Below are 15,645 nucleotides of genomic sequence, written 5' to 3' on the forward strand. Positions count from 1 at the left end.
ACTACACCCCTTCGAAGCTGTCGCGAATACGTGCGATCAGTTCGAAAAACTCTGGGTTATTTCTCATTTCCGCCGTTCGCGGACGTGGCAGAGGAATTTCGACCACAGCGGACAAGCGACCTGGATGCGGGGAAAGAACAAACACCCGGTCAGAGAGGAATATAGATTCAGGAATACTATGAGTTACAAAAACAATTGTGTTCTGCACTTTACTCCAGACAGACAATAGCTCTTCATTCAATCGCTCACGCGTAAATTCATCCAGCGCTGAGAACGGCTCATCCATGAGCAGAATTTCCGGCTCCATCGATAGCGCTCTGGCAATCGCTACACGCTGCTGCATCCCGCCGCTGAGCTGCCACGGATATTTATCCGCAAAGCTCTGCAACCCCACCAGATCAAGAAGCTCCATCGCCTTTTCCTCACGGATTGACTTCTTTACCCCCATCAGCTCCAGCGGCAATGTGATGTTATGCTTCACTTTCCGCCAGTCGTATAACACTGGACTTTGAAAAACAATGCCATATTTTTGCGCCAGCCTGGCTTCTCTGGCACTTTTCCCAGCTACCACAATGTTCCCGCCTGTTGGTGCTATGAGATCGGCCATCAGTCTAAGCAGCGTCGTTTTTCCACATCCGGAAGGTCCGAGCAGGGAGACGAACTCCCCTTTAGCAATATCAAGACTCACCTGATGCAGGGCAAGCACTTCCGCAGCTTCTGTCCGATAACGCATTTCAACATTCTCCAGCTGAATCTCAGGAATATTTGTCGCTAGTGATGACATCCTCAGCCCCCCTTTTCAAAATAAGTCATGTTTATAATGTTATATAAACTGACGTGATATAGATAAGATCAAGAAAACTTCTACCGCATGTAGTATTAACTAACATGTTACACGCTGCTCACTGGACTCTCACTAGACAATTAGTAAAATAGCTCCTGTTAAATTGCGTCATTTTGTCTAGGAGACATTTTTTTGACTACAAACCCGAAGTATTTTTTTTATATCCGTAGATATGTGGTAATATTTATCCATATCTTTCCTCGGCAGGTGACAATAGACCCATGGGATCTATAATCTCGAACTATATTGTAATTGTTGCTATATCAGGTGTGCTGAGCGTCTTATTAGCCCTTTTCGCCTATTATAAAAAAACTGATTTCTTAGGAATCAGGGCTTTTGTTATAAGCTCCTTTACCTCTGCTATTTACACCTTCGGCTTCGCATTAGAGTTATCGGGGAAAACCCTGGAGGAAATCAGCTTCTGGATTAAGTTAGAATATCTGGGGATGCCCTTCATTGCGCCAGCTAGTCTAATCATGGTGATCCATTTCGTTGGGCTGGAGACGCTGTTTAAAAAAGGCATACGGGCGGCGTTATTTATCATTCCGTTCATTACAACGCTGCTGGTTTGGACCAATGATTACCATCATCTCTTCTATAAATCCATTTATTTACGGGAAAATACGCCCACCCCACTCGTTGATGTTGTGATGGGACCTTGGTATATCGTTCACGGCAGCTTTACTTTTGGCTGTCTGCTGGCAGCCATTTGCCTCATGATATGGCAGTGGAACCGGATGAAGCGGGTATACCGCAGGCAGATCATCACAATAATAATCGGGTTAAGTCTTCCAACACTTGGCTCTTTTTTGTATCTGATGGGCTTGACTCCTTACGGAATGGATCCCGTCCCGATCATTATGAGCCTGACCTCCTCCCTATATATTTGGGCTATTTTATCCCGGGGCATGTTAACGGCTGCGCCTATTGCTCGTGAGAATCTCTTCGAGAGCATGCGGGAGGGAGTGCTTGTCACCGACCGCTCGGACATGCTCGTCGATTACAATCGTGCAGCCGCGGATATGATAGAGGGGCTCAACTCCTCATCGATTGGCAAACCGCTAGCGCAATTGTTTCTTAACGCAGGCAAAGACGCCTTGTCCTATGTGATGGACGCCGAGCCGCTGTTGCGCGAAGAACGGGAAGTGGCTTGGAACAAAGCAGAGGAGGTCTGCTATTATCAAATCCGTTCCTCTCCGGTACAAAAACAAGAGGGGCACATAGCAGGACAGATGATCATGCTGATTGACGTGACTGAACGAATACTGCTTCAGGAGAAGCTGCGCCAATTGGCTACGATGGACAGCCTAACCGGTATCTATAACCGCTCCTATTTTTTGGAGCTGAGTCGAGCTCTCCTTGCCCGGTCCGCCAGCCTGCGAAGTTCATTATCTATGATTTTGCTGGATGTGGACTTCTTCAAGAGCATTAATGACCGCTATGGACATCAATACGGAGATCAAGCTCTCCAGCATATTGTCCAAGTGTGCAGCAGACATCTGCGGGAGGGAGATCTCTTTGGCCGTTATGGTGGCGAGGAATTTGTGATCTGTCTGCCAGAGACGTCGCTGAAGCAAGCTGCATTGCTCTGCGAAACTATCCGCGCGGATATTGAACAAAGCACCTTATATACCGTCATCGGGCCCATTAATGTGACCGCCAGCTTTGGAGTTGTGGAGGCCCTAAATCCAGAGGCCACTCTAGAAGAGCTGCTATCTGAAGCCGACCATGCTCTGTATAGCTCTAAACGGAATGGACGCAACGCTGTGCATCTCTCCCAAAGGTCAGAAATCATTCTTTTCAAACCTGTTTAATGACAATCATGTCCCTTCCTGCGCATTCAACAACTGGCCTTATTTTTCATAGTCTGTTTTTAAGTTTAATAAGAGTTATCTGAAAAACTAATCAGAGTGTTGAGAGTAAAATTTGCTTGATGGGATATGGAGGCGTAAGAAATAATGAGGAACCATACAATGATGCAGTTTTTTGAATGGCATGTTGCTGCGGACGGGAAACACTGGGATCGCTTAAAAGAAACTGCACCCGCGCTAAAAGCCGTAGGCATTGATTCTGTTTGGGTACCTCCTGTGACAAAGGCCGTCTCCGCAGAAGATACAGGCTATGGCGTGTATGATCTATATGATCTGGGCGAATATGACCAAAAAGGTACGGTACGCACCAAATATGGCACCAAACAAGCACTGATCAACGCAATTTCGGAATGCCAAAAGAATGGCATCGCCGTTTACGTTGATTTGGTCATGAATCATAAGGCAGGCGCGGATGAAAAGGAAGTATTCCAAGTCATCGAGGTCGACCCCAATGATCGGATGAAAGAAATTTCGAAACCTTTCGAGATTGAGGGCTGGACAAAATTCACCTTCCCTGGCCGCGGAAATGAACACTCTGCCTTTAAGTGGAATCACAATCATTTTAACGGCACTGACTTTGACGCCAAAGAAGAGCGAACCGGCGTATTCCGTATAGTAGGCGAGAATAAAGCGTGGAATCAGAATGTTGACGACGAGTTCGGAAACTATGATTATCTAATGTTCGCTAATATTGATTACAGCCATCCCGAAGTCAAAAAAGAAATGATCCAATGGGGAAAATGGCTGGTGGACACCCTCCACTGCAGCGGCTTCCGCTTGGACGCCATCAAACATATCAACCATGAGTTTGTTAAAGAATTCGCGGTAGAGATGTTTAATAAATGCGAGAAGGACTTCTATATCGTCGGTGAATTCTGGAATTCCGACTTAGAGTCCTGCCGACAATTTCTGAATACCGTCGATTATAAAATTGACCTCTTCGATGTATCCCTTCACTACAAGCTGCATTCAGCTTCTTTGGAGGGCAGAAACTATGATCTGACTAAAATTCTTGATGACACACTGGTGCAGACCCATCCCACCAATGCTGTAACCTTCGTTGACAATCATGATTCTCAGCCTCACGAAGCCCTGGAATCCTGGGTAGATGATTGGTTCAAGCAAAGTGCTTACGCGCTTATCCTGCTGCGACGGGATGGATATCCTGTGGTCTTTTACGGGGATTATTATGGGATCGAAGGACCAACACCTGTAGCAGGTAAAAAAGATGCGATTGACCCTCTGCTGTATACCCGCTATCACAAAGCTTATGGTGAACAGAAGGATTATTTCGATCATCCTAACACGATTGGCTGGACACGGCTCGGCGTGGAGGATATTGAACACTCCGGTTGTGCGGTGGTGATCAGTAATGGTGAGAATGGCCAGAAGAGAATGTTCGTAGGAGAACATCGCGCCGGTGAAGCATGGGTGGATTTCACCCATAACCATAAAGCCACCATAACCATTGAAAAAGATGGTTGGGCGACCTTCCCGGTCAATGGCGGCAGCGTCTCCGTCTGGGCTCTGCCGGATGCAGAAGCTGACAAGAAGTAAATCACTTGTACCTGATTAAAAAGGTGCCCAACGCCGTTTGGCGTTGGGCACCTTTTTTAGTTATTCGCTTTATGCTCCGGATGTCGGGATACAAGCCTCACCAGATCCAGCGTTAAGACGGGTAATGTTAGGGACGCTGGATAAGCCAAGTAACGCGGCTCCCACTCTGGATTGAACTTTTCCTTGTAACGACGCAATCTGGCAAAACCGTAACCATGCCCATGCCCACCTCTATTAAACACTTGATGAGCCAGCTTCTCCTCCTTCAGAGCTCCGGGGTCCTGCCCCCCACTGGATGATAGAGGAGTGTTGCCTAGATTAAATCGCCGATACCCCTTGGACTTCGCCCATTCCAACATACAAACCAATAAATAATCTACCGTCCCGTTTGGGACATTCTTCCGCTGGCGCAACAAATCTACAGACAGAGTCAATCCTTGATCATACCCCGGGGCAATAGAAGCAAATGCCAGTATTGTACCTTTGGCGTTCCGCAGCACCGCAATGGGAGCCAGTTGCAGATAGTCGACCTTAAACCAGCCTAACGAATAACCCTTTTCCGCTCGGCCATTCAACCACTCGTCCGAAATCGCTCGCAGTTCTCTCAGCAAACTATCAGCAAGCGGCGCTTCTGTAATTTCAACAAACATGCCTTCCCGTTCAAAACGATCGCTTACACTTTGCAGATCACCTTTCTTCAGACCACTGAGTGCAATGTTATCAAGGCTTATCACTGCCTCTTCACCCAGCTTAAAAAAGCGATAGCCCTGCTCCTGATAGACCGATAAAAAAGCAGGTGAAGCTTGATAGAAAACTACAACCAGACCATACTGATCTGCAGCTTGTCTAAATTCACTGATGGCTTCATTTATTAAGCTTCTCTCTCCCAGCGGATCACCCAGCACAACGAGCTTATCCCTAACTCTGGCGAAAGCGAGCAGCACTTTATCGTTCTGAGCCCAGAAGAAGCCCTTATCACCCAAAAATAACGTATGCGTTAAGGTATTGCCTTGAACTCCATCTAGAAAATGTTTCAGCTTAGCTACATCCAAGGTCCCGAACAGCTCGTTCTCCTTATGATGGGGCCTGAGGTTTACCCACATTATGAGCAGTACCCAAGACAAGACCAATCCCCCCACTGCCGTAAATGCAACATGACTATACCGCTGCAACCATTCAGGCTGCACACCCGGAGGCAGATGCTTCAGAAATCCACGATGTACATAACAGCCCATCAGATAGTAGCTTAGTGCAATCACTGAAGTGAGGACAAACCACCGGATCGCGCTCTGCCTGCTGATTGGCGCACTAATCCGATAAAACCGCGATCTGGATATCCAAAGAATAAGCGCTACTATAAGTAGCAACAGTGCCTCTTCATAATCAAAACCCTTAGTGACTGCAAACAACGATCCAATAAACAGAAGTATGCTAGTCCATACATATGCACTATGAACCCGCAATGTAATGCCCCGCGACAATAAAATCAGCATAAAACCAATAAGGACAGACAGATGATGAGATAGCTGCATTACCGGAAACGGCAATATTTCCTCCGTAATCTTCAACCTATACAGCAATCCGGGTACTGCTGCAGATAGTAAGAGAATAAGCCCGCTAGCTAGTACCAGCTTGCCAAGAGCCCACATTCCAAGATCGCTCAGAAAGGTATACTGACCCGGCCAGCCCCAGATCTTCTGCCATTTGTTAAGAGAGGGTTCGAACCCTGGAACTGAACGATCTTGATCCTTTTTTCCTTGCAGACCAATTTCCAGTGCAGCCAGCACCAATCCGATCAACCAAGGAATGACATAATAAAACAATCGAAAGATGACAAGCACCGCCATCGCCTTATCGGTCTGGTAGCCAAGCTGTGTCAGCCCGAGCAAGGCAATAAGGTCAAATGCACCGATACCGCCGGGTGCCATACTCAAGATGCCGGCAATGGCAGCAATCGTAAATATACCAAAGATAGCTATAAAATGGACCTCATCCAAGAGATGGCTGCTGATGGTCCAAAACGTCACGCCAGCAAAGCTCCATTCCAGAAAGGAAGCACCGACGGAATTAACGACTGTAAGCCATGGTGTTCTACCTTTTCCCCGGTTAATCCATTTCGCATAAAGCGATGAGCGCTGTACAAACACAAAAACCGGCAAATAAAGCGCCATTCCCCATACTGCAAACACCAGCCAGCGATGCTCTTCCATCAAAGCCGTTGCCGGGAGTAAACCAAAGATATTCGCCCACGAAAGTAACGATAACCCGGTAATCATAAGCGGCGACAGAAATACAATGGCGGGTGTTAGCACGGAGGTCGGCACCCCGCTTTTTTTATACAGCAGCGTCCTTAAACCAACTCCAGCCAGACCCGCAAACCCAATCAAGTTATTAAATGTATTAGCAATCCATGCATACCGAAAGGTACTCCACAGCCCTACTTTTAAACGAAAATGTGCCCGAATCAAATAATCATAAGCACTCATCACAGCTACGGAAAGAAGTGCAAAACCAATCATTTGTAAAATAGCAGACGTAGGTACTCGCCTTAGTTCACGCATTATAAGTCCTAAATGAACCTGCTTCAGCTCATGTTGCCCCTCCCAGTATACGAACGCTATGATAGCCACTGGAAAAAGAGCTCTGACCGCCCGGATCCGATAGATAGATAAGATCAGTCTTACAATTTTGAATCTTTCTAGTGTCTGTTGCTTTGAATACATGAGCCCACCTGCCTTTACCGCTGACACACGTTGTGCTAGACAATTTTTACAACTAGTCCATTATAACAATTCTTGGAATAGAAGACCCGTGATAATCAACACCTACTCTATTAGACTGCCAGCAAATCCCTAACCCCTGCAACAGTTAAAGATTTTATGGAAAATGAGGATAAGCATAGTTAATATATTACGAAGCTGGACTGATCAATATGACGGAACTTTATTTTAGCGGTATCTTTCTAGTATTGGCCAACAATGTGATAAAAGAACATTTAAATTGTAGTCTAAACTTAAAAATACATAACAAAAAGGACATCCCTCACGGCAAAGGATGCCCTTTTTGTTATGTAATACGATTTAGTATGGTTTATACACGGATATCAAATCTGCCTTGGCTATTCGTTGTTGCGGTAGCGATCTCTTGCGGGCTTGCCGCAGCAAGCGCGTTGTTTACAGGTTTGGCAGGTGCTTCTGCACTACTGCTTGCTGCGGAAGCGCTGCTCTGCGACTTCTGGGAAATCTGTGCCTCGATCTGCTTGATCTGCTGCTCAATCTGTTTCGTTTTCGTTTCTTTGGTCTTCGCGTCATCCGAGCTGGCATCAATCTTGTCCAATTCGGCTTCCAGCTTCGCTTTTTGTTTCTCGAGCGCGCTGGTATCTGTAGTACTAGACGTCGAGGTAGTATACGATGTAGAACCTGAGACTGCGGATATACTCATAATCATCCCTCCCTTCCTTACCTCCAATATAATCCTTTTGCAGATAAGGAACGTTAAAACCCGCTGAAAGTTTGCTGAAAGTATTGCTCTCTTTCAAGGTTATAAGGATAAACTGTTAGGAATTGGAATTTCGCCGTCTGACCAACAGAAAATAAGACAGAATAGAGAGAACACCCGTACAGGCAATCACAATTGCCATCGGAAGGGCTGAGTCTACGCCCCCAAGACCCACAAGCGGTGCTACACAGCTACCAAGCAGCAACGGTAACAGTCCGATTAAAGCCGAAGCACTGCCTGCGGCTTCTCCTTGGTCCTGCATTGCAAGTGAGAAGCTGGTCGCTCCGACAATCCCCACACTGGAGACAACGGCGAACAGACAGATTAGAATAGGGATCAGCCCTCCCCCTACCAAGATCGTAAGCAGCAGCAAGACGCCCCCCGTTGTACAGAGCAGCAACCCGCTAAGCAGCAGCTTCGTTTCACTCACCTTGCCAGCTAGTCTGCCGGCAATTTGACCTGTAATAATAATCCCAATCCCGTTCACAGCAAAGATCAAACTGTATACCTGCGGAGTAACTGCAAAAATATTTTGCAAAACAAAAGATGACCCTGAGATATAAGCGAACATAGACGCTGTAACAAAACCTTGGGACAAGGCATAACCCATAAACTTGCGGTTGCCAAGTAACACCTTAAAAGTAAGCAGAGTACCCTTCAACCCACTCTTGGAGCGCCGCTCCTTCGGCAATGTCTCAGGCAAGCGCAGGAGAATCGTCAAGCAGAAGATAATTCCGGCAGCAAATAATACGAGGAATATCCCCTGCCATGTAGTCACTCTTAAGAGCTGTCCTCCAATGACTGGAGCCAAAATCGGACCCAGACCATTAACAATCATCAATAAAGAGAAAAATTTCGTTAGTTCAGAGCCACTGTACAGATCACGCACAGCCGCCCTAGAGACAACTACACCCACTGAACCAGCAAGACCTTGAATAAACCGCAAAACAATTAAAAGTCCAATCGAAGGGCTAAAAGCACATAGCACTGAGGAAACGGCATAGATGAACATCCCTATAAGCAGTGGACGGCGACGTCCATATACATCACTCAGTGGTCCAGCTACTAACTGACCTGAGGCCAGTCCCAATAAAAAGAAGGTGAGACTTAGCTGCACCAAAGCAGCCGTCGTACCGAAATCGTCGACAAGTGTAGGCAGCGCCGGCAAATACATGTCAATCGACAACGGCCCAATGGTTGTAATGGAGCCCAGAATAACAGCAAGTTGCAATCTCTGCTTCCTTGAGGGTCCATCTGCAGCAAGTTTATTAGCATTTTGCATTCCAATCATGATCCTTACGTCAACCTTTCTAAAGCAACCCGGGGGCCTTTTTTTGTATTCTTCATACTAACGTAAAGGAACTCAAATGATCAATCCTTTTATAAGGCCTCATTCGGGGCTAATAACTTAAAAATAACCGCCAAAAGGCGGTTATCCTAATTGTTTTATGCATTTTGAGATGTGCTAAATCCCTGCAGCCAATCTTTGGCGGCTTCGGCTTCCGCCATACTCAAGCGGTGACCTTGGTTGCCCCAATGGGTTGTAACCTCGGCGCCTGCTTTCTGCAGAATCCCCTCTAGCTCCTGAGTTTCCGTAGATGTTATTAGCGGATCATTCGTACCTGCCCCAATAAAGATAGACACCCCTTCAAGAGAAGGAAGCTCCACATTGCGTAATGGCACCATCGGATGCAACAGCACTGCCGCGCGGAAAATGTCCTTATAATGAAACAGAAGGCTACCAGCAATGTTTGCACCGTTAGAGTAGCCAACCGCTACCAGATTGTTGGCATCAAACCCGTATTTCTCTGCCGCTTCATCCAGAAACTGCTTAATCTCATGGGTACGGAAAACTAAGTCCGCTTCATCGAACACTCCTTCTGCCAGCCGACGGAAGAATCGTGGCATGCCATTCTCCAGCACATTACCCCGTATACCTAGCACCGATGAATCTGGGGATAACATCTCAGCCAGCGGCAGCAAATCCTGCTCATTACCACCTGTACCATGAAACAACACTAACGTAGGTTTAGTTATATCTTTACCTTTACGGAATACATGAATCATCCCTGCTTCACCTCAATTTCTCTTACTTGAATAGGCGTTAAGTTTTCTTCGATGGCCGCGCGATGCGGCTCAAACCAGGACGGCAGCATCAACTTTTCACCCAACGCATCTGGGGCTTCATCACGGGCAAAACCTGGAGGATCTGTAGCGATCTCGAACAGGATTCCTCCTCTTTCACGGAAATAGATCGCATTAAAATACTGACGGTCTTGAACGGGTGTAGGTCTATGCCCATGACTCTGTACATGGCGCGACCATTCCAGTTGCTCTGCATCATCCTTTGCCCGCCACGCGATGTGATGAACTGTCCCTGCACCTCCCGCTCCGAGCGGAACGGGTGATGTCTTCAAATCAATAATATTACCTAGCTCCCCATTGGTTCTATAGCGAGTATATCCATCTCCGTCAGCAATATGTTCCATACCCAGCGTATGAACAAGTGTCTCAGCTGTTTGCAACGGATTGCTGCTATACAGCACAGCCCCGCCAAAACCTTTGATCGCGTATTTAGTAGGAATCCCACCAAAGGACCACTTACTGAGCGGGCCTTCCTCACGTTCCACCAGTTCAATCCGCAGACCGTCGTAATCGGCAAAAGCTAAATAGGGTTCCGAGATCCGACTTCCTTTTGTAACCGAAATTCCGTATTCAGCAAGGCGTTGTTCCCAGAATTGCAGAGCACCAACCGGCACTGCGTAGATCGTTACGCCAACTTGACCACTGCCGATTCTGCCTCTACGCCCTACAGGTGAAGGGAAAAATGTAATAATCGTTCCCGGAGCACCCTGCTCATTCCCAAAGTATAAATGATAGACCTCTGGAGCATCAAAATTAATCGTTTTTTTCACGAGCCGTAGGCCCAGAATCCCGGCGTAGAAATCAACATTGCGCTGAGCGTCTCCGACAAAAGCTGTAATATGGTGTATTCCTGCAGTTTGAAGTGTCATTATTATAAACTCCCTTCTTAGTTAAAAAACAATGCATCTAAAGAAATCGAACCTGGTCCCGTAAGCGCCACACCTACCGCAAATACCAGAACCGTGAGCGGAAACTCAATCCCGTTCGAAGTGGACCAGAAACCATTTGGAGCATGAACCTTAACGATTGCCCCCAGCATCGTGGCAGCGATCAACACCGCTGCAACAGGCGTTAACAGTCCTGCCGCGAACATAAATCCGCCCACCAGCTCCATAATCCCTGCTAAAATCGCCATAGTCACACCCGGTTTGATTCCGATGGACTCCATCCAGCCTCCCGTACCCTTCGGACCGTAACCTCCGAACCATCCAAATAGCTTTTGTGCACCATGTCCTATAAACGCAAGTCCAATCACCAATCTCATTAATAACAGTCCTACACTTATCATTTTTACATTCCCCTATTCCTTTGATTTAATTATCTTAACATTAAGATATTGGATAAAAAAGAGCGCCCGGCGAACCGGAATAACCTATGGGCTGCTCTCTCTTCCCTCTTCTACCTACAGCTCGGTGGCGTTAAACGTATCGCCACCCTTAATCGTACCCGAGTTAAAACCTTTGTAGAACCAGCGTTTTCTCTGCTCTGAGGTACCGTGAGTGAAACTATCCGGCACTGCATAGCCCTGAGCCTGCTTCTGAATCGTATCATCGCCGACGGCGCTTGCAGCTGCCAGAGCTTCCTCTAAGTCGCCTTCCTCCAACAGATTCATGCCTTGAGCATGATTGGCCCAGACGCCGGCGAGATAATCAGCCTGCAGCTCAAAACGAACCTGATATTTGTTGTACTCCTTCTCACTCAACGTCTGACGAAGGGAATCGAGCTGTTTCGAGGTGCCTAGTAATGTCTGTACATGATGTCCAACCTCATGGGCAATAACATAAGCCATGGCGAAGTCGCCCGGCGCATGGAAGCGTTGCTGCAACTCATCATAAAAGCTCAGATCAATATATAGTTTGGTGTCACCCGGACAGTAGAACGGACCGACTGCCGAGGTCGCTGTTCCGCAAGCAGAGTCTACACTCCCACTGTATAGCACTAAGGTGGGGTCCGTATAGGTCATTCCCTGCTGCTGAAAAATCTCACCCCAAACCTCCTCTGTGTCGGCAAGAACTACCGATACAAACTCCGCAAGCTCTTGCTCCTCTGCGGTCTGTTCATAAGGGGCCGTTGAACTGGAGCCTGTGGAAGTCAAACTTCCCAGGATATCCCCGGCATTGCCTCCACTGAGTAAGGTGATGACCAGGACAAGGATAATTCCTCCGATCCCGCCACCAATCATCTTGCCGCCGCCGCTCATGCCTCTGCGGTCCTCCACGTTCGAACTCCCTCTTCTTCCCTGCCATTTCATGGCCAAGCCCCCAGTCGAAATATCAGGTAATCTTAAGTAAATGGCTACCTGGCTTCGTTAAGTTAAATATCTTATAAGTGATATACCCAAAAAAGCAGGGTTTCACTTATACTTACTGGAGTTGGGAGAATGAGGATAGAGCCGAACTACTTCCAACCTTATAGAGGCGCCTAGTTATTCGTCATGTTCGCAGCGCCTATACACCTTTGCCAAGCTTTTTCATTAATTCGATAGCCTGGACTTTCTCTTCCTTATCTAATCCACCCATCAAATCATGAATTGAGGCTACATGACGAGGGAAAATCTCATCAAACAGTTCACGGCCTGCATCCGTAATCTCCGCATAAGTAACGCGGCGATCCTCGCTACAGGGTACACGTTTCAGCAGTCCCTTTTTCTCCAACTTGTCGATATTATAGGTAATGCTTCCGCTCGTAACGAGAATTTTCTCCCCGATCTGTTGCAGCGGAATCCGCGTTCTATGGTAAAGTACTTCAAGCACCATGAATTCAGCCGAAGCCAAGCCATAACTCTTCATATCCTTCACCGCATGATCCATTAGGCTCTTATAAGCCTTAGATAAGACTACGAACAATTTCAGTGAGGCGGCTTGTTCTTCGTCAGGTGCTGCACTCTCTGTATTACGCAGATTTACTTGTTTATCACTCATCAATTCCACCTCCACTTCAATCAAACTTGTATTCAATCCATTTATTTGTCTTTACATTAAATATCTTTAAGTTAAGATAACTATACGACTTCCCATCCTCCTTGTCAACCTCATCGCTAAAAAAGTCACTTCCGTCTAGAGACCGGTAAGTTTCCTTTGACACTTTACAGGGAGTGATAAAAATCACCCCAAGTTTGACCTGACCTATAAAAGGGCGTATTCTTGTCTTTACGAATGACTCTTTAGTAAGCGATTTCAATACCCTAAAGGAGGCGACCTGATGAGTTCGTTCAATCCAACCCCTACCGAAGACGCTATGGAAGGGCAGGCTGGAGCACGACGCGTGCTGATCGTGACAGCCGTAGACGCGGAGCGTGACGCGGTCCTGCGCGGCCTGCAAGGCAGCGACAGGTTCCATGTTATCGCTGCCGGCGCAGGGCCGGCAGCGGCGGCGGCGGGAACCGCCGCGGCACTCGCAGCCGGTTCTTACGGCTGCGTATTGAGCGTCGGGATCGGCGGCGGATTCCCGGGGCTGGCACCTTTAGGCTCGCTGGTTGTAGCCAGCGAGATGATTGCCGCCGACCTCGGGGCCGAGACGCCGGAGGGCTTCCGCAGCGCTGCCGAGCTCGGCTTCGGCAGTGTGTCCGTGCCGGCTGACCGCGGCACGGTGCAAGCGGTTTCGGCCGCGCTGACAGCGGCCGGGTTACCCGTAAGCACGGGCACCGTGCTTACGGTCTCGACGGCGACCGGCACCGCGGAGACGGCCGCCGCCCATCTCGCGCGGCATCCCCATGCCGTCGCGGAAGCGATGGAAGGCCACGGAGTCGCCGTGGCCGCCCAGGCGCTGGGGCTCCCGGTACTGGAGCTCCGCGCCATCTCGAACCCGGTCGGTCCCCGCGACCGGGCCGCATGGAAGATCGGTGATGCAATGGAAGCATTAACGGCGGCAGCCGCTATATTACTGGAGGTGCTGTAATGACAACTGAGCTTAATATCGCTTTTTCCCCTTGCCCTAACGATACCTTTGTATTTCATGCCTGGGCGCACGGGCTTGTCCCGAATGCACCTAAGCTGAATGTAACCTATGCCGACATTGATATTACCAATACGCTGGCCGCTGACGGAGAAGGACCAGAAGTCCTCAAAATCTCCTACGCTGCTCTGCCTTGGGTTCTGGAGCGGTACAAACTGCTGCCATGCGGCGGCGCTTTAGGTCGCGGCTGCGGCCCGCTGCTGCTTACAGCAAGTGGACCCCATGCGATCAAACGCCCAGAAAAGCTAGCCGGACGCCGGATTGCTGTGCCTAGCGAACGCTCTACGGCTTATTTGCTTTTCCGATTATGGGCAGCACAAAATGTAACTGGAGGCATCGGCGAAATAGTCGTAATGCCTTTCGATGAGATTATGCCTGCCGTACGGGATGGCCATATCGATGCAGGGCTGGTAATTCACGAAGCCCGCTTCACTTACGCCTCGTATGGTCTTAATATGCTGACTGATTTAGGCAGCTGGTGGGAAAGCGATACCGGACTGCCCATTCCTCTCGGCGCTATCATTGCCCGCCGTGATTTAGATGCCGATGCTATCACCGGCTGGATTCGCAGCTCTCTTCAGTATGCGTGGGATCATCCAACGGATTCCAGAGACTATGTGCTTAGCCATGCTCAAGAGTTGGCTCCTGAAGTGGCTAAATCCCACATCGATCTCTACGTGAATGACTTCTCGATGAATCTGGGTGATGACGGCTATGCCGCAATCTCTGCCCTGCTTGATCGTGCTGCGGCAGAAGGACTTGTGCCTGCAATTGATCCAGCACTGCTTCGTTAACATTTACTAGATAGTTTAACAATCCCCGGCTACACCTAAAAGGTGTTCTCCGGGGATTTTATTTATTCTACGTAACATTCCCAGCCAGCCATTATTTGGCTTATCGAACCAGTGATTATACAATAGACCTATAAACATGATCTATGAGGGAGGATCACATGATACCTGAAAAAAACAGCAAACAAAACATCGACCGCTTTCTGGGGTTTCAAGATGAATATGACCGCTACCGCCCCGAAGCCCCTGTGATGATTATCAAATTGCTAACAGATTACTTGGGTACCACCCCTTCACTCGTCGCAGATATAGGCTGCGGTACGGGTTTGTCTACTTTTCTCTGGAACGATGCCGCAGACCGCGTAATCGGTATCGAACCCAATCCAGATATGTTGGGAAAAGCAATCGATAAACTTAGCAGATTAGAAGCACCCCAATCAATTACTTTTGTACAAGGCTACTCTAACCAGCTTCCGCTTGCATCAGATAGTGTAGACATAGTTACCTGCTCACAATCATTCCACTGGATGGACCCTGAGAGTACACTGCAAGAAATCTCCCGGGTCTTAAAAAAAGGCGGTGTCTTTGCCGCCTACGATTGCGATTGGCCTTTATCTCTTCAGCAAAATGTAGAAGAACGATACAACCAGCTAATCTCCAAAACAGAAGAATTACTGGCCTCGCTCTTACCTAATGAGGAGAGAGCACATAAATGGGACAAAGAAGGCCATTTGTCACGGATCAAAGCTAGTGGGGCCTTCTCTTTTGCCAGAGAAATCGTATTCCACAACCTAGAGTCCTGCGATGCCCAGCGATATATCGGTTTAACCCTAAGTCAAGGGGGAGTGCAAACCGTAATGAAACTAGATGCCACCTTGCTTGAGCAAGATATCGCCGATTACACCGCCGCAGTTGAACAGCATTTTAAAGGCAGAACATTAGAGGTTCTGATCAGCTACCGAATGAGAATCGGCATCAAATAATC

The 15,645-nt window shown here is 48.0% G+C and carries 14 protein-coding genes; 5 read left to right on the top strand and 9 right to left on the bottom strand.

Translation table 11 applies throughout. The annotated features are described in order from the left end of the window. Position 1: 1 nt before the first annotated feature. A complete protein-coding gene (locus MHH86_RS29805) occupies positions 2-784 on the bottom strand; it encodes an ABC transporter ATP-binding protein (RefSeq protein ID WP_076099708.1) in 783 nt (260 codons plus the stop codon). Between the two features lie 281 nt (positions 785-1,065). Here MHH86_RS29805 and MHH86_RS29810 point away from each other — a divergent pair, with 281 nt between their 5' ends. Further along, complete coding sequence (locus MHH86_RS29810; RefSeq protein ID WP_036682063.1) at positions 1,066-2,658, top strand: histidine kinase N-terminal 7TM domain-containing protein; 1,593 nt, start codon at positions 1,066-1,068, stop codon at positions 2,656-2,658. Between the two features lie 141 nt (positions 2,659-2,799). Continuing rightward, positions 2,800-4,272 carry an alpha-amylase gene (locus MHH86_RS29815; RefSeq protein WP_036682065.1) on the top strand — a complete coding sequence of 491 codons (1,473 nt, stop codon included), beginning with the start codon at positions 2,800-2,802 and terminating at the stop codon, positions 4,270-4,272. 56 nt (positions 4,273-4,328) lie between these two features. Here the strand turns inward: MHH86_RS29815 and mprF are convergent, their stop codons facing one another. From mprF to MHH86_RS29855, 8 genes are all read right to left on the bottom strand, one after another. After that, positions 4,329-6,995, bottom strand: a complete 2,667-nt coding sequence (gene mprF / locus MHH86_RS29820) for a bifunctional lysylphosphatidylglycerol flippase/synthetase MprF (protein WP_076316142.1) — start codon at positions 6,993-6,995, stop codon at positions 4,329-4,331. Positions 6,996-7,362: 367 nt separating this feature from the next. After that, positions 7,363-7,713 carry a FlxA-like family protein gene (locus MHH86_RS29825; RefSeq protein ID WP_076316141.1) on the bottom strand — a complete coding sequence of 117 codons (351 nt, stop codon included), beginning with the start codon at positions 7,711-7,713 and terminating at the stop codon, positions 7,363-7,365. Positions 7,714-7,828: 115 nt separating this feature from the next. Then, positions 7,829-9,052 (bottom strand): multidrug effflux MFS transporter, encoded by a 1,224-nt coding sequence (locus MHH86_RS29830; protein ID WP_076316182.1) that lies wholly within the window; start codon positions 9,050-9,052, stop codon positions 7,829-7,831. A 164-nt stretch (positions 9,053-9,216) separates the two neighbouring features. After that, entirely contained in the window at positions 9,217-9,837 is a 621-nt protein-coding gene (locus tag MHH86_RS29835) for an alpha/beta hydrolase (protein WP_076124044.1), read from the bottom strand. Further along, complete coding sequence (locus MHH86_RS29840; protein ID WP_038573722.1) at positions 9,834-10,784, bottom strand: ring-cleaving dioxygenase; 951 nt, start codon at positions 10,782-10,784, stop codon at positions 9,834-9,836. Before MHH86_RS29840 ends, MHH86_RS29835 begins: the two co-directional genes overlap by 4 nt. Before the next feature lie 17 nt (positions 10,785-10,801). Further along, the gene (locus MHH86_RS29845) at positions 10,802-11,203 is read right to left on the bottom strand and encodes a DoxX family protein (protein WP_036682076.1); all 402 of its coding nucleotides are present in this window, start codon (positions 11,201-11,203) and stop codon (positions 10,802-10,804) included. 114 nt (positions 11,204-11,317) lie between these two features. After that, entirely contained in the window at positions 11,318-12,166 is an 849-nt protein-coding gene (locus MHH86_RS29850; protein WP_076316140.1) for a neutral zinc metallopeptidase, read from the bottom strand. Between the two features lie 196 nt (positions 12,167-12,362). Further along, complete coding sequence (locus MHH86_RS29855) at positions 12,363-12,836, bottom strand: MarR family transcriptional regulator (protein ID WP_081384299.1); 474 nt, start codon at positions 12,834-12,836, stop codon at positions 12,363-12,365. A 280-nt stretch (positions 12,837-13,116) separates the two neighbouring features. Here MHH86_RS29855 and MHH86_RS29860 point away from each other — a divergent pair, with 280 nt between their 5' ends. The 3 genes from MHH86_RS29860 to MHH86_RS29870 all read left to right on the top strand — a co-directional run bounded on the left by MHH86_RS29860 (position 13,117) and on the right by MHH86_RS29870 (position 15,643). Continuing rightward, on the top strand, positions 13,117-13,812 hold the full coding sequence (locus MHH86_RS29860; RefSeq protein WP_081384298.1) for a futalosine hydrolase: 696 nt from the start codon (positions 13,117-13,119) through the stop codon (positions 13,810-13,812). Further along, positions 13,812-14,663: a 1,4-dihydroxy-6-naphthoate synthase gene (locus MHH86_RS29865; RefSeq protein WP_076132680.1), complete on the top strand. Its 852-nt coding sequence runs from the start codon at positions 13,812-13,814 to the stop codon at positions 14,661-14,663. The genes MHH86_RS29860 and MHH86_RS29865 overlap by 1 nt, the downstream gene beginning before the upstream one ends. Before the next feature lie 158 nt (positions 14,664-14,821). Then, positions 14,822-15,643 carry a class I SAM-dependent methyltransferase gene (locus MHH86_RS29870; RefSeq protein ID WP_076316139.1) on the top strand — a complete coding sequence of 274 codons (822 nt, stop codon included), beginning with the start codon at positions 14,822-14,824 and terminating at the stop codon, positions 15,641-15,643. Positions 15,644-15,645 lie beyond the last annotated feature (2 nt).

The sequence above is a fragment of the Paenibacillus sp. FSL F4-0097 genome (assembly GCF_038593125.1).
Taxonomy (GTDB): domain Bacteria; phylum Bacillota; class Bacilli; order Paenibacillales; family Paenibacillaceae; genus Paenibacillus_AQ; species Paenibacillus_AQ odorifer.

What these genes read in the sequence shown, in the direction of transcription:
- MHH86_RS29805 (WP_076099708.1), bottom strand. Translation starts at nt 784, where the DNA reads ATGTCATCACTAGCGACAAATATTCCTGAGATTCAGCTGGAGAATGTT.
- MHH86_RS29810 (WP_036682063.1), top strand. Translation starts at nt 1,066, where the DNA reads ATGGGATCTATAATCTCGAACTATATTGTAATTGTTGCTATATCAGGT.
- mprF (WP_076316142.1), bottom strand. Translation starts at nt 6,995, where the DNA reads ATGTATTCAAAGCAACAGACACTAGAAAGATTCAAAATTGTAAGACTG.
- MHH86_RS29825 (WP_076316141.1), bottom strand. Translation starts at nt 7,713, where the DNA reads ATGAGTATATCCGCAGTCTCAGGTTCTACATCGTATACTACCTCGACG.
- MHH86_RS29830 (WP_076316182.1), bottom strand. Translation starts at nt 9,052, where the DNA reads ATGCAAAATGCTAATAAACTTGCTGCAGATGGACCCTCAAGGAAGCAG.
- MHH86_RS29835 (WP_076124044.1), bottom strand. Translation starts at nt 9,837, where the DNA reads ATGATTCATGTATTCCGTAAAGGTAAAGATATAACTAAACCTACGTTA.
- MHH86_RS29840 (WP_038573722.1), bottom strand. Translation starts at nt 10,784, where the DNA reads ATGACACTTCAAACTGCAGGAATACACCATATTACAGCTTTTGTCGGA.
- MHH86_RS29845 (WP_036682076.1), bottom strand. Translation starts at nt 11,203, where the DNA reads ATGATAAGTGTAGGACTGTTATTAATGAGATTGGTGATTGGACTTGCG.
- MHH86_RS29850 (WP_076316140.1), bottom strand. Translation starts at nt 12,166, where the DNA reads ATGAAATGGCAGGGAAGAAGAGGGAGTTCGAACGTGGAGGACCGCAGA.
- MHH86_RS29855 (WP_081384299.1), bottom strand. Translation starts at nt 12,836, where the DNA reads ATGAGTGATAAACAAGTAAATCTGCGTAATACAGAGAGTGCAGCACCT.
- MHH86_RS29860 (WP_081384298.1), top strand. Translation starts at nt 13,117, where the DNA reads ATGAGTTCGTTCAATCCAACCCCTACCGAAGACGCTATGGAAGGGCAG.
- MHH86_RS29865 (WP_076132680.1), top strand. Translation starts at nt 13,812, where the DNA reads ATGACAACTGAGCTTAATATCGCTTTTTCCCCTTGCCCTAACGATACC.
- MHH86_RS29870 (WP_076316139.1), top strand. Translation starts at nt 14,822, where the DNA reads ATGATACCTGAAAAAAACAGCAAACAAAACATCGACCGCTTTCTGGGG.